Below are 20,132 nucleotides of genomic sequence, written 5' to 3'. Positions count from 1 at the left end.
AAGTTTTTATAGTCTAATTTTTAAGCTTACTACTTCAAATCCTCAGGACATTGGCTTGCTTGTTTAAGCCTAAAATTATGCGACTAACACTCATACATTCTTTGCAAGGAAAAATGCTGCTGTATTTGGCATTGCCCGTTATGCTCATCATCGCGGGTATTTTGAGTTACTGGTATTCAACCAGCCTTAATCAGGCTGTTATGCAAGCAAAGCTTAACTTGAGTCAGACCGCCGATACTATTTCTGCAAAAGTAAATGAAGAGACGCAATTGGCAGTACGCACTACCGAAATTATGGCCTTAGCACAGCAAAATGGGTTGTTTGGTGATAGAGAGGCAAGTATTAATTTTGTTCGTGCAGTGCTTAAAATGAATCCTTCATTCGTGGGGGCTTCTTTTGGTTATGAGCCTAATGCCGATAATCAAGATCAAGCCTATATTAATGCTCCGTCATTAAAAGAAGGCGTTTATGTAAATCAAACCGGTCGTTTTTTACCTTATTGGCATCGTGACTTTAATGATTCTGAACGCTTGTTACTTGAGCCCTTGGTGGATATGGAATCTAGTCTTTATTATGAGGGAGTACGCCAACAGTTTTTACGTGATGGCAATACAGAGACGATGATCACTGAGCCTTATGTTTACGAGGGAAGAATGCTGGTTGAACAAAGTTCGCCCATTATCATTAATGATAAATTTGTCGGTATGGCAAGCGTAGATAGAGCGCTCGCTGACATCACTGAATTCTTGCAAACCATAAAGCAGCAATTAAAAATAGATGTTTTGTTACTCAGTCAACGCGACAACGTGATTGCAACGACATTAAATCATTCAGGATTAAAAACGAAGGCCATTTTAGATACAGATTACGCAAGTATAGCCAAACAGCTAAAGTTACAGGGGCAAGAAAGAGAGATACTATCTGCGAACGATCCTTTTGATTCCGGGGTTTTCTATTTTGATAAAGCCAAGGTTGCCACTGGTAATTGGACAGTGATAGTGCGCCGCTCTGAAGCGGATATTATTGGGCCTATTCAAGCGCAATTTAAACCATTATTGGCAGCGGCTTTTGCAAGTGTATTACTGGTTTTTTTACTCTTTTGGTATTTTATTAACCGAACAACTAAGCGTATTAATATTGCCATTAAATCTGTTGAACAGTTAGCTAATGGCGATTTATCTATTCATGTTCAAAAATATATGACTCAAAATGATGAGCTTGGCACTATGTTTAGAAGTTTTGAGCGTTTAATTAAAGCCAGTAAAGATATTGATCAGGTTTGCTCTGCGATTGCAGCAGGTGATTTTTCTAAAACAGTTTCAAAGCGTGGTCCTTATGATCGTTTAAGTGATTCTATTAATTTAATGTCGAGTAAACGCCACGAGGCAGAGCAGGCTCTAGTTGAGCAAACCATAGAGCTTCGTCGCACTCAGCAAGAGCTTGTTGAAGCAGAAAAAATGTCGTCACTTGGAAGTTTAGTTAGTGGTGTAGCCCATGAGGTGAATACGCCGCTAGGTGTTTGCGTAACTGCGACGTCGCATTTAAGAGAAATGCTGATTGAAACTAAAAACAAGGTGGCTTCTGGCTCCTTGAGTAAAACGCAGTTTAGTGAGTTTATTAGTGAAGTTGATTTAAGTTGTGACATTTTACTAAAAAATATGCAGCGCGCCGCAGGTTTAATAAGCAGTTTTAAACGTGTTGCGGTTGATCAAACAACCGAAGAATTACGTAATTTATATATAAGTAGTTATTTAAATGAGGTGCAAAAAAGCCTTTACCATACCCTCAAAGCAACACCCGTTGACATTACTATTAGTGCGAAAGAGCCTGAGCCTGAAGTGTATTCTGATCCTGGTGCTTTAGCACAAATCTTCACTAATTTAGTAATGAATTCAATTATTCATGGTTTTAAAAATGGCAGCCAAAAAGGGCAAATAAGTGTTCATATAGACTACTCAGATTCTGTTTGCATTCATTATCAAGATAACGGAAGAGGCATGACTGAAGAGGCAGAAAAAAAAGTATTTGATCCTTTTTACACCACAAATAGAGCAGGTGGTGGCAGTGGTTTAGGAATGAACATTGTGTACAACCTTGTTGTACATCGCTTAAAGGGGCAAATTTTTATAAAGGAAAAACAATCAACGGGAGTTTATTTTTTTATTCAATTCCCCTTAACGCTACCGAATTAATAACTAGTAGAGTGTGTTTATGGATTGGTTACAAGATGATGAAGTTGTAAAACAAGCGGTCGACAGCAAGCATGTTGAACCATGGAAAATCTTAGTGGTTGATGATGATGAATCTGTACATCAAGTAACTCAACTTGCAATGAAGCGCTTTGAATTTGAGCAACGACCTATTGAATTACATAGTGTCTACAGTGCGGCAGAGGCCAGAGAGAAACTACAAAGCTCAGAGCGCTATGCATTAATTTTATTAGATGTAGTAATGGAAACTGAGCATGCAGGATTAGATTTTGCACGATTTGTTCGCCAAGACTTACAAAATGTATATAGCCGAATTATTTTACGCACAGGTCAGCCAGGGGTTGCGCCAGAGCGCAGTGTTATTCGCGATTATGATATTGATGGTTATAAAGCGAAGAGCCAACTGCAAAGCCAAGATCTTGAATTGATTTTTTATACCTCTTTGCGCGCCTATCGCGATATTTGTATGCTACAAAACCATCGGCACAACTTAAAAAGGCTAATAATAGCAATTTCTACTATTACCCAAATTGGTGACTTGGTTGAGTTTACCTCTGTTGTAATGGAAGAGCTAAAACTAGTACTGAATATGAGCTCCGCCAATTTGTATATTGATGCGCCTAAGGTCTTTGGTATCTGTCAGTTAGATGAAAAGCTGCAGATGATTGAGGGAGAGCTTTCTGGCATACATTTATTCACGGGCAATGGAATTGACAGTATTCCACAAAAACATCAAGAGTATTTTTTAAGGGCAAAGCAAACTAAGCAGAATTTTATAGCAGAAGATCATTATGTTTATTTTCATCATTCGCAAAAAGGTTTAGATTCCATCTTAGCGTTTCAGTCGCTGCAGCCGGTAAAAAAAGAAGCTCAACAGCTAGTAGATTTATTTTTGGGTAATGTAGTACTGACCTTTGAAAGCCTCTTATTAGCTAATTCAATTGAAGAAACCCAGCAACTGGCTATTTCACTGATGGGAGGAGCGATGGAGTCACGCTCCAAAGAAACAGGCTCACATGTAATCAGGGTTGGTTTATATGCAAAACTATTAGCGCAGCTAAATAATCAAAATCAATCATACTGCGATAAAATTAGTTTAGCAGCACAGTTACACGATGTAGGAAAGGTGGGAGTTCCAGATTTAATTTTAAATAAGCCAGCTAAATTGGATGCTGATGAATGGGAAATTATGAAACAGCACACCACCAAAGGCTGGGAAATCCTCAAAGGAACAGCTAATCCTGTAATTGATATGGCTGCTAACATTGCAATTGATCATCACGAACGTTGGGATGGAGCTGGTTATCCACACGCAAAAAAACAGCAAGAGATCAGTTTAGAGGGGCGAATTACTGCGATTGCTGATGTATTTGATGCGTTATGTTGTCGTCGTTGTTATAAAGAGCCTTGGAGCATGGATGAAGCAAAGGCGGAAATAATTAAAGGCGCAGGTAATCATTTCGATCCGACGTTGGTTGAATTATTTGAATTGAATTTTAATGCGTTTAAACAAATTTATTTAGACAGGCCTGAGTAACGAGGTTGCCGCTCTGATTGCGTTAGCCACAATCAAAGCGAACATAAAATTAATCGTATTTAGCTTCAAGCTCGTTGGCAGTATGAAACTTTTCGTGAGATTGTAATTGCTCATCGTATTTAACTAGGTTTTTAAAGTGCCCTAGTTGGCCAGCGTTTTTAACGATTTCAACAATAAACGACATCATAAAATCGGCACCAGTGAGAGTATCGCCCACTAAATAACGTTTGCCTTCAAGGCGGCTGTTAAAGTAGCTAATTACTTTAGCGGTTTCAGCATCGGCATAGCCCTCTAAAAATTGCGTTTTAGCACCATCTTTCTGGACAAACATTTTTAGCAGGAGAGGTAAAATTGCAGAGCTTTCTGCAAAGTGAAGCCATTGTTGATAGTCTACAAATTCTGCAGTACCTGTGACTGGTGCAAACTTACCTTTGCCATATTTAGTGATCAGGTAATCTGTGATAGCGCCAGACTCGGCGATCACTAAGCCATCATCTTCTATAACTGGCGATTTGCCCAGCGGATACACATTTTTAAGCTCATCAGGGGCTAAAAAAGTTTCAGTATTGCGCTGATAAGCAACAATTTCGTAATCAACCTCAAGCTCTTCTAATAACCAAATAATACGTTTAGAACGAGACTTGTTTAAGTGGTGTAGTTTAATCATTTTCTTCCTTATTGAGCTGTGTTGAATTACAACACAGCCTGAATGTTATTATAGTGGGCTGTTAATCTTTACTACGGTTTTACCAAAGTTCTTCCCGCTGATCATGTCGTTAAACGCGCTGATGGTTTTTTCGAAACCATCTACAAGATGTTCGCGGTATTGAACTTTTCCGTCTTGTAGCCACGTTTGCATGTCTTGTGCAAATTCGTCATAACGATCGCCATAGTCATCAAAAATTATAAAGCCCTGCATTTTAATACGCTTAGTTAACAATTGTCCCATTAGCATACCTAATCTATCAGGGCCTTCAGGCAAGCTGGTGGCATTATATTGCGATATCAAACCACAGATAGGCACGCGTGCTGAGGTATTAAGCAAAGGTAATACGGCATCAAACACTTTTCCGCCCACATTTTCATAATAAACATCAATGCCTTGCTCACATGCTTTTTCTAACTGCTCGGCAAAGTCATCTGCTTTATGGTCAATACAGGCATCAAAGCCTAGATTTTCAACAGCATGTGCACATTTTTCGCTGCCTCCGGCAACGCCTACTACTTTACAGCCTTTAATTTTAGCTATTTGACCAACCGTTGCGCCTACTGGGCCTGTAGCTGCTGCAACAACAACGGTTTCACCCGCTTTAGGTGCGCCAATATCTAGTAATCCCATGTAGGCGGTAAAGCCAGGCATACCCATAATACCAAGTGCGTATGACGGATTTGTTGGCTCTTTACCTAATGACATTAAGCCCTCGCCATTTGAGATAGCGTAAGTTTGCCAGCCTGTATATGCTAATACCCATTCGCCTTCGCTAAACGTATCATTTTTAGATGATTCGACTTGGCAAACCGTTGCACCAACCATTACATCACCAATTTCTACAGGGTCGGCATACGATTTAGCATCGCTCATGCGGCCACGCATATAAGGGTCTAGTGATAAATAAATAGTACGCAGCAATACTTCACCATCTTTTAATGATGGTAACTCTACGTTTTTAAGTTCAAAATTTTCATTGGTAGGAGCGCCATGTGGGCGTGATGCTAAAGTAAATTGACGACTGGTTGTGGACATAAAAATCTCCATGATAGAGTGAAAAAACGACCTATATACCGAATGTTTAAGCTTTAAAACTATACATTGCTCAACAATAATGCGCGGATAGGTAGAAAAGATTTGTACCTTGATACACGAGCTTTGGGCGAGAGGTGGTTAATTCAACCGTCGAAAGAATTTAATTAGAACAATTACTCTGTTTTAGCACACTAAATACATGGCTATCTAAATAGTGACCATTTTTATAAATTGCTTTCTTTAAAATAGCTTCGTTATTAAAGCCATTTTTAAGCAACGCGCTCATTGAGCCAACATTACCAGCAAATACAGCCGCATGAATACGGTTTAAGTTAGTACTTTCAAACACTTCTTTAGTAATCAACTCTATGGCTTGGGTAATAATACCTTGCCCCCAATATTGCTGACTAAGCCAATAACCTATTTCGCCACTGCGGCTATACTCAAACTCACCAGGGATAACACCAATACAACCAACACATAGGCCATCAACTTCAATAGCTTTAATGATGCCACATTTTGCTCCTTCGTTTACCCACCAGTTTGCATCTGCTTGAGTATAAGGAAATGGAATTTTAGAGGACAAATAGCGAGCTACTTGTTGATCGTTCAAAATGGTGACTATTTGGCAGGTATCGTGTTGTTTAAATGCTCGTAAAGTGATCATGCTACAAATGAGTTTGTTATTATCAGCCAATAACTTAGCAAGCTTTAAACGCTTAAACAATGAAAAAAAATTCATTAAAATTAAAGTGTATACAGGTATAACTTTGCTTAAAACTCTTTTAAAATGTAAAAAAACACCCAGACAGAGTCTCTATGCATCCTCATATCGAAGCCCTTTATAATAGCGCTAAAAAGCCCAGCCGTTTAATTATTGGATTAATGAGTGGCACCTCTTTGGATGGTTTAGATGTAGCGCTATGTAAAATAACCGGTGCAGGTTTGCATACACAAATAGAGGTGTTAAATTTTACTACGGTTGAGTATAACGACGAATATAAAACTAAAATAAAGCAGGTATTTGCTAAGCGCGAATGCGATTTAGAAGTGCTGACTTTATTACATCCTTGGGTGGGCAAACTCCATGGCGAGATGGTTAATCAGTGTTTAATTGCATGGGGAATTGATCCTGCGAGTATTGATGCCATTGCAAGCCACGGGCAAACTATTTATCACTGTCCGCAGTCGCAGCATAACCATCATGACTTTAAACATGGCACCTTGCAAATAGGTGATAGTGACCAAATAGCCGTTACTACAGGCATTACCACTGTTGGCGATTTTAGGCAAAAGCATATTGCCGCTGGTGGAGAAGGTGCGCCGCTGGCCGTGTATGGCGATTATTTATTTTTTGCCAGCCCTGACGAAAACCGCATTTTATTAAACATGGGTGGCATTGCTAATTTAACGTTTTTACCTAAAAGCGGTGATGCTAGTAGCGTGTTTAGTAGCGACATAGGCCCAGGTAACACCATTATGGATGCCTACGTACAGTATTACTTTAAAGGAATGTATTATGATGAGGGCGCAAAGCTTGCCAAAGCAGGCAAGGTAAATGTAATACTGCTAAAAGCGCTCAGCGATAATGCGTTTTTTAAATTACCACTGCCAAAAACAACAGGACCTGAGGTGTTTAATTTAGCCTTATTACGTGCAGCCCAAGCCCAAACCGCAACCCAAGATTTAAGCCATGAAGATGTGTTGGCGACATTAAATGCGCTTTCTGCGACTACGATTGCTAGGGCGTTAAATGACTGTGCTAAAGGGGTTCAAAACTGTGTGGTATATGCCAGTGGTGGAGGTATTCATAATCCATTATTGATGGAGCAATTACTAATACATTGCCCAAATATTAAGGCGTTTAAGAATACTGATGATTTAGGTGTTCACCCTGATGCCAAAGAGGCGGTGCTGTTTGCTATTTTGGCAAACGAATGTTTAGCAGGGCAGCGACAAAGTGCTAAAAATAAAAGAGGTGGAATTTTAGATATTACTATGGGTAAAGTGAGCTTTGCTGATTAACTAATTAAAGCTTAATGGTAAAATTTATAACAAGAGCTAAAAAAGTGAGATTAAAGCTGTTCCCATACTGGCGAGGTACTGACGAACGCGGTGCGGCTTTGGTGGGGTAATCGAAGTTACTGGTATAGTATATCCACTACCAAATTGGTTAATATGCATATCGAACTGCAAACTATTTTTTAACGTGCCGTGTTTACCGTGCAAAATCATTTGCATTACAAAACCACGACTATGCGCTATTTGGTTCAACCTAAGCGTGACCCGTCCCTGTTCTAAATCAAATTGATTGAGCTTTTTTTCTGTGTAGTACTGAGCTGCTCGTGCATTTGGTAAAGTTGCGCTCAGCGAAATAATATCGCCTTCATGGGCCGCTTCAGGCAAAACGCATTGCAAAGCAATTTGATGCTGGCTATTAGCATGCAATGACAGCGTTTCAAATTCCATGCTGTGGCTTAATGCCGCAGACATTGGATCTTCAAATGACGGTAGTGCAAAGGTTAATTGCACCATAGATTCGCTCATGAGGGTCTTATAAAGCTTTGTTGACTAATAATGCAGCTATTATCGCTGATGATTATTGCAAAATTATGACTAAACTAAAGCGCTTGATGCAAGGGTTAATTTGACTTGCAGTTTATAACTAAAGCTATTGTTTTAAATCAATATTATATTTAATAAATAAACTATAATAGTCGCTCAATAACCTCTGCGATAAACGTAAATACAGTTTACCGGGTTCAAATGTATACGAGCCTTGTCTTAACAATAAAATAAAACACTTACCAACTTTATTGTTAATTTATTTTATTTTTAATGTTAAATAATGGGCGTTTTTTTATGTGTTTTTCTCAACTTTGCAATAAAATAGCTTGAAAAAAAACCAAGCTAGCCATAAAGTGCATTTAAGGGCCCAAATACATAACACACTACCAAACGGGTTGTGAGAAATTAGATGGCACTAATAAAAAATAATTTATGGAAACTCTTTTGTTTTTTGCTATTGGGCGGTCTAGTCCTATTAAGCGTTTTGTTGGCTTATGAATGGCGAAATATCGAAAAAGAATACCGCACAAGCTCCCAAAACCGTGTCGAATTTTCTGCGCAAGCACTTAAAAGCACCCTTAGAAATAAAGAACTTATGCTGGATTTAATTGGCAGAGACATCCTTTCAAACAATAACTTAACCGAAAAAACATCAACAATTAAACTTCTCGACAATATTTTACTAGAAAACCCCGTGTTATTAGGCTTTGGACTGTTTAATCCCCAAGGGGAAATTATTTACTACAGCTCAAATTTAAATGCCTCAACAATGATTAATCTGAAAGAAAATGAAAAAACCCGCCAAAGTTTTTCACAAACCCTTAGCTCAGACAAAATGGTGTTAGGGCAAACTTATTTTAATCAATCGTTACAAGAATGGGTTATTCCAATAAGGAAGTCATTACGAGACAAAAGTGGCACTGTGATTGCTGTAATGACTGCAGGGATGGCGGTATCAAGAGGCGCTAAATACCTCAATATTTTGCAAAGTAATAGTGACGATTACATAATGCTAGCAAGAGAAATTGATGGTTTTATTCAATACAGTTCCGTAAAAGATGCAGATATAGCTAGCTATACAAAAACCAAAATTAAGCAGGCATTAGGGTTATCTGATAATGCTTTGATAAAGCAAACAGGCAAGGATAAAGAAATATTTAAATCCTCAGAAGAGGTGTTTAGTATTGATACACATGTAGGTGGTAAGCCTTATTTAACATCTGCAAAATTTGATAATCGCTATCAATTATGGACACTCTCAAATCGGGCAATGCAGCCAATAAAAAACGTCTTTTATTGGAAGGTATGCTGGTACTTTTTAATCTACTTACTGATTTGTACGGTGTTATATTTTGGTTTTAGGTTTATTGCTCGTGCTGAGCAAAAACGAGTTGATGAACTGTTTTACCTTTCTCGGAACGACGATTTAACAAAGTTACCCAATCGAAAAGCACTGCGTGATAGCTTTGAAGCAAAAAAAGAGACATCTTTTAGTCTAGCAATCATAAACATTACCAATTTACGCTCAATGAATAATCGCTTTGGTATGGAGTATGGCGATAAGGCAATTAAAGCCTATGCCGCAATGTTGCAAGCTACATTCGCAGTTCCATACCTAGTTTTTAGAAACAGTGGTAATGAGTTTTGCATTATTACACCGCATTTATCGGATGAGCAAAATAGGCACGCTTTTGAACAAATATTAGCATCTTCTATTGAACAATATGAAACCAAAAATACCGAACGTCCTTTAAATATGAGTGTCGGTGTGGCCAACTACCCAGAGCATGGCATAACCAAAAGTAAGCTGGTCCGCAGTGCGCATTTGGCTAATCAATGGGCAAAAGATACAGGGCAATGGCTGTGCCATTACCATGCAGATATAAAACAAGCTTATTTGCGCCGTTTAAAAGTAGAAGAGCGATTAAATGTAGCGCTAAGTGAACAATCATTCTCTATGGTCTATCAGTGCCAAGTGAATGAACAGGGAAAAATCCATGCTATGGAAGCACTTATTCGTTGGCATGATGGTGAGTTGGGTATGGTTTCACCTGCCGAGTTTATTGCTATTGCAGAACAAAGTGATTTAATATTTAAAATAGGTGACTTTGTTTTAGCGCGTTCTATTAGTGAATTTGCAAAGATGCAACAACACAGCGATACCCCTCTTGAATTAGCAATCAACATTTCAGTGATGCAATTTCAAAGCAGTGCTTTCATTACAACATTATTGCAAAGCATAGAAACCCATAATGTTGCCCCGCAAAGTATAATCTTAGAAATTACAGAGTCACTGTTTATGGATAACCTTGAGCATGTGATTGATACGATAAATAGCTTAAAATCTAGAGGGATACGCTTCTCGATGGATGATTTTGGTACAGGTTATTCATCACTGAGTTTATTAAGGCGCTTACCCATAGATGAACTGAAAATAGATAAAAGCTTTGTAGATGATATTTTAATAGACCCTAAGTCTAACAGTATGGTGCAAAGTATTATCGCCATTGCCAACAGCCATAACTTAAGTGTTATAGCTGAAGGCGTGGAAGAACAGGCACAGTTTGATATGTTAGTGGATATTGGCTGTAAACGCTTTCAGGGGTATTACTTTTATAAACCAGTGGCTGCAGCCACTGTTATTGAATACCTAACGGTTAATTAACTTTATCCTACAAATACTGTGGTGCCACGACTAAGTCGGTCATTCACTGCAGCCCACTCACTGCCTATTGGCGGTTTTTCGATATAAATATTCAATGGTGTTTTCTCATCAATAAGATGCAGTGCTTTATACATATTTTTAGCGTATTCAATAGGGCAACTACTTAGCTTAGTAATACGTTCGGATGGAATGTCGCTCGCTAATAATTGCTGTTGCACTTGAGTCGAATAGGTTAAATAGTGACTTTTACCCTGAGATCTTTCACTTAAAATTTTAGCGAAATCTTCAGTATTAGCCAACATGGCTGGTGCATGAGGCTGATAATGCGCTTTTACATTACCCGGTACCACTTCGTTATGTGAATGTGGTGTGCTGACATGCAGTCCGGTTTTTTGCAGAATATCAGCTGCTGAAATTGGCCCTGGGCGTAATATGCGTAACTGCTCTGAGCTGGCATCGACAATGGTCGATTCAATACCTACATTACATTCACCTCCTTGTAATACCGCACTAATTCGATCATTCAAATCGCGCATTACATGAGCTGCGTTGATTGGGCTCAACTGCTTGTATCGATTAGCCGAGGGAGCTGCAAGACCAGTATTTAATCGTTTTAGTACCGCTAAAAACTCAGGATGCGCAGGCACGCGAAGTCCAATGGTGGGCAAGCCGCCTGTTACCGGACTGTTTAAATCATCTTTAGCATTTAAAATTAGGGTGAGTGGGCCGGGCCAAAATGCATCAGCAAGTGTGATGGCCGCCTTATTTACATTTTTTGCCCAGCGGTGCACATGCGACTGATTGGGAATATGCACAATGAGCGGGTGATTTGTTGGGCGTCCTTTCGCGGTAAATATTTTCGCTACAGCATCACTATTAGTTGCATCTGCGGCTAAGCCATAAACGGTTTCTGTGGGTAAGGCAACGCATTCGCCGGCTTTTAATAGTGCCACGACTTGGTTAATACGCTCTTCAGTATTTAATAATTGAGTGGGTTGTAATGATGTCATAATAACTCTTAAGGATTACAAAACTGGCAATATGTTGCATCGGCAACGTGTTTTTCATTAGCTTCAATATAGTTATAGCCGCAGCTATCACACAAAGACGTTGTTGATTTTACTTGTTGTGTGGGCATGTTACACAGCTCACAGGGCAAGCCTTTAGTGAGTTGTTTGGCAACAAAGTTAGCACACTGACATTGTGGACATTTTGATGCCAACCGCCTTGCTAAGTCCTCGGCAGCGAGGCGAATAATAGCTTGGCGTTGCCCACTATACATAGCTCTTAAATCAGGCGTGATTATGCCGGCTTTGGGCGCTTTCTCTTTAAATAAAGCAACCAAGCCTTCAAAGCTTAGCCCTTTATAAAGTGTTTGAGTGTCATCAAGTATCCAGTGTTGCTCTTTATAACGCTGGCATGCAGCAATAATTGATTCAACATTAGTCTCGCTGTTAATGGTTAAGCTGCTGGGTGAAAAAGGCCCGCCAGCGTGTCCATAAATAGCGATATTTGTATGTTTATCGTAAAAACAGATTACTTCTTCGTCCCAGTTCATTAACCCAGGGTATGGCCCACCTCCAAAGCTGCCTTCACTACCAAGTCCAAATTGCTCGCCAGTGAGTTCACATGCGCGTTGAGCTTTTGTTAATGCCGCTATTTGGGCGCTGCAATCACGCTGCACTTCATTAGTAAACATCCCTAGCGTGTCGGTATCAAATAGATTGGTTGTTACCACATTATAGCCAAGTGGCTTTAATGCAGGGGCGATCAGAGGTGCTTTTTTATGTTTAGTGGCTATGACGGCATTTAACATTGATCATGCTCGCTATTTAGAGGGGGCAATTGTAGTGAAGTGCCCATTTTCAAAGCGCTCTAGGGTGTTGTCATCGCCCCAACGAATGAGTGTTAGCCAGTGGTTATCAATTAGTTCCTTCACCATAGTATGCTTGTTATAAATGGCTGCGATTGCTGATTGTGGCGCAGCAATATATACATTAAGGCGAATAGGTTCGTGCATCCATTTATCGCCATTGTGTAGCGATTGCATGGCTAAGCCTATGCGCAGGTCGCCACCGTTACCTTCAAATAAGCCAATATTACCGCCCACCGCATTGTGAAGTATTTTATTACCACTGCCGTATTTGTGATTATCGTTAACCGAGGCATTATATTGGCTATTGATCCAATGGGTGACTATCATAGGCGCAGTCATAATAAGCTCTAATATCGCAAAGTCGCCATCGCTTTCCCAATCATAATCGTGTAAAAAACAGCGCCCCTGTAAGTTAATACTTCGCGTCCATGCGCGCGGCGCGACAATAAAGGCGGCATTATTTGCAAGTCCCCATTCAGGCCGCACCTGCGACCAATCGCGGGCGCGTTGATGATAAGCGTGATTAATTTCATCCGCTGATTTATCAATCAGCTTTGGCTCTATATTAACTAAGCGTTCGCGCTGAGCTGTTTGTGTAGCCACACTGAGCCATTTTTTTAGATTATCATCCAGTTGAGCATCATAGGTGGTGATCACATCTGTAGTTGTATTATGAATGGCTGCAATAAACTGGGTGTTTTCTGACAGTGTGAGTCCCCGAGTTTTAAGCGCTTGACGTACTTGAGCATCGTTAAGTAGGCTTGCGAGTACTCGTACATTTACTTCACCACTTTGTCCGCCACAGGCGCCGCAATCTAGGCCAGCGCTATGCAAGTTATTAGTTGTATGGCTGGCGTGACCTACCAACATAACATGCGGCGCAAACTCTTTTATTCCTAAGGTGTTAAGCACTTTTTGAGCTAAGTCGGTTTTGTCTTTTAGGGTAAGTTGCTGCTGGTTTTGTGTTAATTGCCAGTCAGTCGGAGTGCACTTTTTAGCATCGCCTTGAGATAAAAAGGTATTTTTTATTAATTTAAATGCGTATAGCCAACCTGCTGACTCAACCATAGAAAACGATGAAGGGGCCGATTTTGACCAGCTTTGCCATGTGGCACTATTTTGGCGTGATGCTTCAAGTGTAGCGTCTTTGTGAGCTTGCGTGGCATGTATAGCCGGTTTAAGTAGCCCAGGGAGCTGTGGGCGAGTAATAGCACTGCCATTTTCTTGATATTCCAGCGGTAAACCAAAAAAACCGGCAAAGCCAAACGTTTCAATATGTTGACTTTGAGACTCTAGCGCACGGCGAATCACTTCCGAGCGAACATCAATACAAAACACCGCTTGTAATTGAGCGTTTGTCACGGGGGCTTTAGTCGCGGTTTGCAGCGCATCATTAAGTGGATATTGAAAGCTGAGTTCTAGCGCTTTTGCCCACACCCATAATGGTTTTTGTGCTAGTTTATGTGCATGTAAGCGCTCAACGACAAGCGCTTTTTCTTGTTGCCACTGACTTTGTAGTTGTTTAAATGTAGTACTATCGTGATTGGCTAGGTACTGCCAAATCACTAAGTCCCATGCCATGCGCATGGCCAGAAGTTGCTTCATCTCATCTGTTGGCGTGTCGTAAAGCTGACCTTGAAAGCGCAAATACGCAAGCCAAGATGCCCAACCGTTAATATCTAAAAGCAATGAGTGAGCGTATAACTCTAACGAATCATTGTTTATATTAAGCGTTTTAAGGGTCAGTGCAATCAGTTCATCTGCGGATGTGGGTAATCGCTTAAAATAGCCATTTAAATGCCGTTCATCCATAACAATGCTAATGCCTTTATCCGCTTGAATAACAGTTAGCCAATGGCGATATAATTCAGATGGGGCTTGAGTATCATTTCGATGCAGCATGGGACCGAGTTGTTGATAATGCGCAGCACAAAACTGACTTAACTGATGAGTAATTTCATCATGCCAAGCCATTTTATGCTTATTACGTTGCAGGTCGAGTAAATCAGCAATGTTGTGCCAGTCTACTAATGGCACATCAACTCTAAGCGCTTGTAATAGTTGCTCTTTATTAAAGTCACTATTAAGTAGCGTTGCGGCATCGGCTAAGTGTTTGTCGGTAATTATGCCGGTGTTATATTTTTGCAGATAAAAATCTTTAGGCATTAGCATGTTGGCATTACATAAGGTATCCAGTCGTGCGCTTACATCTTCAATTGGCATATGGCGCATTTCCCAAAATGGGTTAACTGCAATCATCTGATCTAACGGCCAGTTTGGTGCTATGTAACCGCATACTTTATTAAGTAGGCTATTTTGACTGTCGCTTAGCGAGAGTGCTCTATTATCTGAAGGCGTTAGAGTGCTCATTTTGATTCCTCAATAGTGATCCCAGCGGCATGATTTTTTAAATCAGTGTGGCCATTATTAGGCAAATTTATCGGCCATATTTTTAGTGTTAATCGTGTAAACCACTCATCCAAATACAAGCCTGCAAATAATAAAGTGGATAATGACTTAACCTGAGGTCGCCAAGACTGATAACGCAAATAGTAGCTTGTTATCATTAAGGTTAAAATAAGAGCTATTACCCAACTGTCGGCTAGGCTAAATGCAGGTTCGCGCCACTGCTCAAGGGGAAGTGCAAACGCAAAGATATTTTTAGCTGCCACATAGCTAAAGACCACCAATAGTGCAATTAACAGTTTTTTACTACGTGTTTTTGCAGTAGCCGTACCATGCTGATTAGCAAGCAAAATGGTTAATGCTGATGCTAAAAGCAACCAAATACTTACCGCTCCCTGATAAGAGCTAATAACCCATGCTGCGCCAACTATTATTATTGAAATTAACGCACCTGTTAACCAAGCAAAGCATGTAGGTGATTGTTTTGGAATATGGCGGCGGATAAGATCTTCATTTACGCCATTACCTGAGTTTAAAAATGCGAAAGCTTTATAAGTTGAGTGGGTAACAAGGTGAAGCATAGCCAGTTCAAATAACCCCAGCGCACACTCTACCAGCATCAACCCCATTTGCGCACTAGTAGACCAAGCAAGCCGAACTTTAACGCTTATTCGGGTGGTCATTATTAATGCGCTGATCACTGTAGTTAAGCCAGCAACAATTAAAATTAACCATTGTGCTGCGCTAGCTTGAATAAACAAAGGCGCAAATAAAATTAATAAAAAGCCTCCTAAATTAATGACTCCGGCATGTAATAAAGCGCTCACCGGTGTGGGTACTTCAACCACTTTAATTAGCCAGCCGTGTATTGGGAGTTGAGCGCATTTTATTAAAGCCGCAAAGGCAATTAAAAAAGCAGCGACTTGCTCTGCAAAAGACAGTGGTAGCGTGGTGGTGTAATAAAAGGCGGTTATATCAGTTATGTACAGACTATTGTGAATGAACCACAAAATACCAAATGCAATCAGTAATAAGGATTCGGCAACACGTGCCACAATAAATTTTTTATGGGCGGCGAGCACCGCTCGAGGGCGCTCAGGGTAAAACATTAATAGTTTATGTAGTGCTAAACTTATCGCCACCCAGCCTAGCCAAAATAGCGCTAAGTGGTTGCTCATAACCACAACTAATACGGCAGTGATGGTAAGTAATAGCCATCGCCAAAAGTAGTTTACACGTGGCTCACCTTGCATATAGTGCTTACAAAAGCGAATCAATATCAGCGTGATAAATAATATAAGCCCCAGCATAATAATTCGGGTCATGGTCAGCGATAAGAAACTGAGTAAATCAAAAGCATAAATTTGATGAAGCGTAATAGCTGTTATAAATGCAATGCTATTAAACACCATTACTTTAAACAGCACATGACCATTTGAAGCGCGCGATTGTTGGCCAATTAACCAGGCTGCTATAAATGTGCTCAAAGGCATTATTAGCAGTAACAACGAAATAATATACTCACTCATTCAGTGCTCCTTATTTAGTGATCAAAGTATGGCAAACTAGATAACTAAATAAAAATAGATATAATGCATATAAACGTTCTATAAAAGAGAACAGTAATGAGCCGTTTAAATTATCATCACTTATATTATTTTTGGTCGGTTGCTCGTATTGGTAACTTAACCCAAGCCGCGAAAGAACTGCATTTGTCGCAGTCAGCGCTCTCTACGCAAATAAAACAATTAGAGCACACCATTAATATTGAGTTATTTGAACGTAAAGGCCGCACACTCGCATTAACCGATATGGGAAAGCGGGTGCAAATGTACGCCAACGATATATTCACCAAAGGGGAAGAGCTGTCTTCTTTTATTCATAAAGGGGTGATTTCCCAAACTCAGCATTTATCAATCGGGGTGCTCAATACGCTCTCTCGTAACTTTATCGAAGAATTTATTAACCCCTTAATGAGCAATGACGAAGTACGATTTTCACTGACTGCAGGTCGTATGGATGGGCTGCTAAATGGTTTGGCAGAGCACGAACTGGATTTAGTTTTAACCAATAAACCCATCGGGCTTGAGCACTACGATCAGCTTTGGCAAAGTCAGTTGGTATCTCGCCAGCCATTAGCTATAGTTGGCCCAGCTGATAAAAAAATACGTGGCCAATTTCCAGCAGGTTACACGGATGCACAGTGGGTGTTACCCGCTAAAACCTCAGCTATTAGAGACTCATTTAATGCTTTGTGTGCTCGTTGGCAGTATCAGCCAAAAATAAAAGCAGAGGCTGATGATATGGCTATGCTGCGATTACTTGCCCGTGATAGTGGTGCGTTATCGGTATTGCCATCAGTTGTAGTAAAGGATGAAATAGAACAAGGCCTACTGGTTGAATATCAGCGTTTACCCGATGCTTTCGAACACTTCTATGCCATTACCGCGCAGCGAAAATTTGTACCAGACATATTAAAGTCGCTGCTTGCCAAAACCTGCTAATTACTTTTAAAAAATGTTTTTTGCGTAACTACTTTATTTTTAAATAATAAAAAACTAATTAAAGCTTTTAATTCGTTGGCCGATACCGTATTTATATTGTACTGAAGATTAAGGATAATCATGGTTAATAAACTACAAGGCAATTATGCTAACTTAAATACGTTGCTTGCCCAATCGGTCAATAATTCAAACCAAACCAGTATGCCCACAGGTTTGCAATCGCGTGCTCACTTAGCGCCAAGTTCGGCAACAATCACTGATGAAATGCTTAGTCAGTTTAGTGACCAACAAGTCGATGAAATACTTAATCAGCAATTATCCTCGTTACTCACGATTTCCAGCACACCCAGTGGCCCAAATTATAAGCTCTCTAGTGAAGAGGTTGCACTACGTACGGTAATAAGCTCTCAGCAAGAGGGCTTATTAAAAAACGAACGTAGCGATCAGTTAATTGAGCGCTTAAATTCTTCTGTAAAAAATATCCAAGGTGCTTATGCCAACACTAGCGATATTTTATCAAACTTGGGGCAACTGGGATTTAATCAAAAAACATTTTTAGCATCTAGCCAACAGCGTGTTGAACGCTCACTTAATCCTTTCATGGAAAGCTTTAATCGCGAGCGGTTTGAAGACGATGATAACTATGGGTTTGAGCTTTCGGTAAAAACCAAAGAAGGTGATGTTATTAAAATCACCTTTCATTCTGCGCAAGGTTATGATGAGGAAACAGGCGAAACCACTGACGAATTTAGCATAAGTTATAAAGTGGATGGCGACTTATCTGAGACTGAACACCAAGCATTAACGCAAGTACTTTCTGGTGTTGGTGAAATGGCGGATGAATTTTTTAAGGCTAAACAAAGCGCTTACAGTCGTTACGTACCCGCAAACCAAGCTGATTTAGATTTAAGTTTTCTGAGCAATTTTGATAATAAAGAACTTTCGGGTTTTGATTTGTACTTTTCAACGTCAGAGGGAAATACTGGCGATGCTGATGGAGCGCTCCTTGGAATAGATAATGAGCTTAATTTAAGTTATACCCTTGATGAGGATTCTGAGCAGCAAATACTGGAGTTTGAATCGGTAAACGGACAAAACAATATTGATTTTTCGCTTGATATGTCAACCATTGGCGCTCAAGACAAAAGCCAAATGCAACAATACATAAAAGCGCTCGATAAAAGCTTAGAAGATAGCCAGCTCAATAGCTCTGAGAAAAGTACACGTTCTGCGTTTGGTCACAAAAGTGATGAAGTGATGAAACAAGGGTTGGCTGTTTTTAAAAGTGCGTTTAGTAGTATGTCATCAGCTGCTGAGCGCTATAGTGAAATTGAGTCGGTTGCTACAAAGCAGTTTAGTAATGGACGCGAGCTTGTCGCTAATTTAGTTGACAACATGATCACCAAAGATCCGCGCTACCAAGGGCTAGGTAGTAGTAATAAAAATTCCTTAGGTGATGGTATTTCTAAGTTAGCTGATTTTGATGCAAAATTCTCTTTTGCAATGGATCAGGGGGATTACATAGCAACAAGCACCACAAAGCTGAGTCAAAATACAGAACACCAAAAATCAGCAGGGTTAACTGGGGTTACTCAAGATAAAACGGCGAGCACGCGTTTTAATTATGAAGAAGGTAACCGCTCAGACATCCCTCCTGATTATTATGATAAACAAGAAAATTACACTATTGGTACCGCTGTAAAAAATAACGAATTGGTTGCCCTTGATCAGTCTCATGAGGTGGATGTAGATAAAAAAGTGTATCAGTTTAATCCCGAAATATCTCAATACGAGCTAAAAAAGGAATTGAAAGAAACATCCACCAGTGAGAGTAATATTCGTCTTATTAACGATATTTGGCTCGAGAAAAATGAAGATAGTCATCGTATGGATGAAAGAAAACGACTCAGTGGTGTGGGGGCGTCGAACGAATTTAGAACAACATCGAGTTATTCACATACGCAATTAGTGACGTTAATCGGTGATTTAGATAAATTAGAACAAAACAAAGAAGTCAAACGTGAGTACTTAGCCGTTTTATCACAAGTGGATGATTTTATGGATAAAAGCAAGTAACTTTTATTTACTTAAGCTCGATTGTGGGTATAGTAACTAAAATGCTTTTTAAGTATAAGATTATGTTTAAACAATTAATTTTTCTTTTAATGTTGAGTTTACCACTGGCAGTGAATGCAACGTTCAAACCACACTCGGACGCTATTACTGCTAAGCGTTTATTAAGCGAGCACGATAAATTTGCTAAGCAATACCAAACATTTTCGCCTACACCGCAAGACGTTGCATTGATGCAAAAACTAGCAGGTAAAGAGGTGTTAGTGCTTTTAGGTACGTGGTGTCATGACAGTGCCCGTGAAGTACCTCGATTAATAAAGTTACTCGATGAGTCTAAGGTTAAACTCTCGAAAATAACTTTTGTTACAGTCGGTTATGACAAACGTGATGAGGCAGGTATTGCCCTAGCGCATGACTTACAATATACCCCCACTTTTATTGTTAAGCATAACGGAGTTGAAGTTAACCGCGTAGTAGAAAAATCCAGCGACACTCTCGCCCAAGATTTAACCTTAGGCTTATAACGAGAGTCAGCTAGCCAATATCATG

General features: G+C 39.8%; 15 protein-coding genes. 7 read left to right on the top strand and 8 right to left on the bottom strand.

Annotated elements, in window-relative coordinates:
• The first annotated feature begins 77 nt into the window (after positions 1-77).
• Both CWB78_RS14730 and CWB78_RS14725 read left to right on the top strand, forming a co-directional pair.
• Positions 78-2,192, top strand: a complete 2,115-nt coding sequence (locus CWB78_RS14730) for an ATP-binding protein (protein WP_248527144.1) — start codon at positions 78-80, stop codon at positions 2,190-2,192.
• Between the two features lie 19 nt (positions 2,193-2,211).
• The gene (locus CWB78_RS14725) at positions 2,212-3,747 is read left to right on the top strand and encodes an HD domain-containing phosphohydrolase (protein ID WP_010389475.1); all 1,536 of its coding nucleotides are present in this window, start codon (positions 2,212-2,214) and stop codon (positions 3,745-3,747) included.
• A gap of 49 nt (positions 3,748-3,796) precedes the next feature.
• On the opposite strand, the gene CWB78_RS14720 is transcribed toward CWB78_RS14725, so the two are convergent.
• The 3 genes from CWB78_RS14720 to CWB78_RS14710 all read right to left on the bottom strand — a co-directional run bounded on the left by CWB78_RS14720 (position 3,797) and on the right by CWB78_RS14710 (position 6,158).
• Positions 3,797-4,414, bottom strand: coding sequence for a glutathione S-transferase family protein (locus tag CWB78_RS14720; RefSeq protein WP_138596236.1), 618 nt, complete (start codon positions 4,412-4,414; stop codon positions 3,797-3,799).
• 48 nt (positions 4,415-4,462) lie between these two features.
• Complete coding sequence (gene curA / locus CWB78_RS14715; protein WP_138596234.1) at positions 4,463-5,491, bottom strand: NADPH-dependent curcumin/dihydrocurcumin reductase; 1,029 nt, start codon at positions 5,489-5,491, stop codon at positions 4,463-4,465.
• Positions 5,492-5,651: 160 nt separating this feature from the next.
• Entirely contained in the window at positions 5,652-6,158 is a 507-nt protein-coding gene (locus CWB78_RS14710) for a GNAT family N-acetyltransferase (protein WP_055011550.1), read from the bottom strand.
• Positions 6,159-6,310: 152 nt separating this feature from the next.
• Between CWB78_RS14710 and CWB78_RS14705 the strand changes: the two genes are divergently transcribed.
• Positions 6,311-7,516, top strand: a complete 1,206-nt coding sequence (locus CWB78_RS14705) for an anhydro-N-acetylmuramic acid kinase (RefSeq protein ID WP_138596232.1) — start codon at positions 6,311-6,313, stop codon at positions 7,514-7,516.
• A 36-nt stretch (positions 7,517-7,552) separates the two neighbouring features.
• Here CWB78_RS14705 and CWB78_RS14700 read toward each other — a convergent pair whose 3' ends face one another.
• Positions 7,553-8,038 carry a hypothetical protein gene (locus CWB78_RS14700; RefSeq protein WP_008114385.1) on the bottom strand — a complete coding sequence of 162 codons (486 nt, stop codon included), beginning with the start codon at positions 8,036-8,038 and terminating at the stop codon, positions 7,553-7,555.
• A 430-nt stretch (positions 8,039-8,468) separates the two neighbouring features.
• Between CWB78_RS14700 and CWB78_RS14695 the strand changes: the two genes are divergently transcribed.
• On the top strand, positions 8,469-10,724 hold the full coding sequence (locus CWB78_RS14695; protein ID WP_138596230.1) for a bifunctional diguanylate cyclase/phosphodiesterase: 2,256 nt from the start codon (positions 8,469-8,471) through the stop codon (positions 10,722-10,724).
• Positions 10,725-10,726: 2 nt separating this feature from the next.
• Here CWB78_RS14695 and CWB78_RS14690 read toward each other — a convergent pair whose 3' ends face one another.
• From CWB78_RS14690 to CWB78_RS14675, 4 genes are read right to left on the bottom strand one after another with little or no spacing between them, the layout of a single operon-like run.
• Positions 10,727-11,734, bottom strand: a complete 1,008-nt coding sequence (locus CWB78_RS14690; protein WP_138596228.1) for an L-threonylcarbamoyladenylate synthase — start codon at positions 11,732-11,734, stop codon at positions 10,727-10,729.
• An 8-nt stretch (positions 11,735-11,742) separates the two neighbouring features.
• On the bottom strand, positions 11,743-12,540 hold the full coding sequence (locus tag CWB78_RS14685; protein WP_138596226.1) for a DUF6671 family protein: 798 nt from the start codon (positions 12,538-12,540) through the stop codon (positions 11,743-11,745).
• Between the two features lie 12 nt (positions 12,541-12,552).
• On the bottom strand, positions 12,553-14,970 hold the full coding sequence (locus CWB78_RS14680; RefSeq protein WP_138596224.1) for a YbcC family protein: 2,418 nt from the start codon (positions 14,968-14,970) through the stop codon (positions 12,553-12,555).
• A complete protein-coding gene (locus CWB78_RS14675; protein ID WP_138596222.1) occupies positions 14,967-16,535 on the bottom strand; it encodes an NADH-quinone oxidoreductase subunit L in 1,569 nt (522 codons plus the stop codon). The genes CWB78_RS14680 and CWB78_RS14675 overlap by 4 nt, the downstream gene beginning before the upstream one ends.
• Positions 16,536-16,631: 96 nt before the next feature.
• On the opposite strand from CWB78_RS14675, the gene CWB78_RS14670 reads away from it, so the two are divergent.
• The 3 genes from CWB78_RS14670 to CWB78_RS14660 all read left to right on the top strand — a co-directional run bounded on the left by CWB78_RS14670 (position 16,632) and on the right by CWB78_RS14660 (position 20,107).
• Entirely contained in the window at positions 16,632-17,510 is an 879-nt protein-coding gene (locus CWB78_RS14670) for a LysR family transcriptional regulator (protein WP_010389453.1), read from the top strand.
• A gap of 120 nt (positions 17,511-17,630) precedes the next feature.
• The gene (locus CWB78_RS14665) at positions 17,631-19,586 is read left to right on the top strand and encodes a hypothetical protein (RefSeq protein WP_138596220.1); all 1,956 of its coding nucleotides are present in this window, start codon (positions 17,631-17,633) and stop codon (positions 19,584-19,586) included.
• A gap of 62 nt (positions 19,587-19,648) precedes the next feature.
• On the top strand, positions 19,649-20,107 hold the full coding sequence (locus CWB78_RS14660) for a TlpA family protein disulfide reductase (protein WP_138596218.1): 459 nt from the start codon (positions 19,649-19,651) through the stop codon (positions 20,105-20,107).
• Positions 20,108-20,132 lie beyond the last annotated feature (25 nt).

This window comes from Pseudoalteromonas sp. S1612 (assembly GCF_005887175.1).
GTDB lineage: Bacteria > Pseudomonadota > Gammaproteobacteria > Enterobacterales > Alteromonadaceae > Pseudoalteromonas > Pseudoalteromonas undina.
Note: the sequence above shows the minus strand (reverse complement) of the source record. Positions and strands in the feature narration are given on the sequence as shown.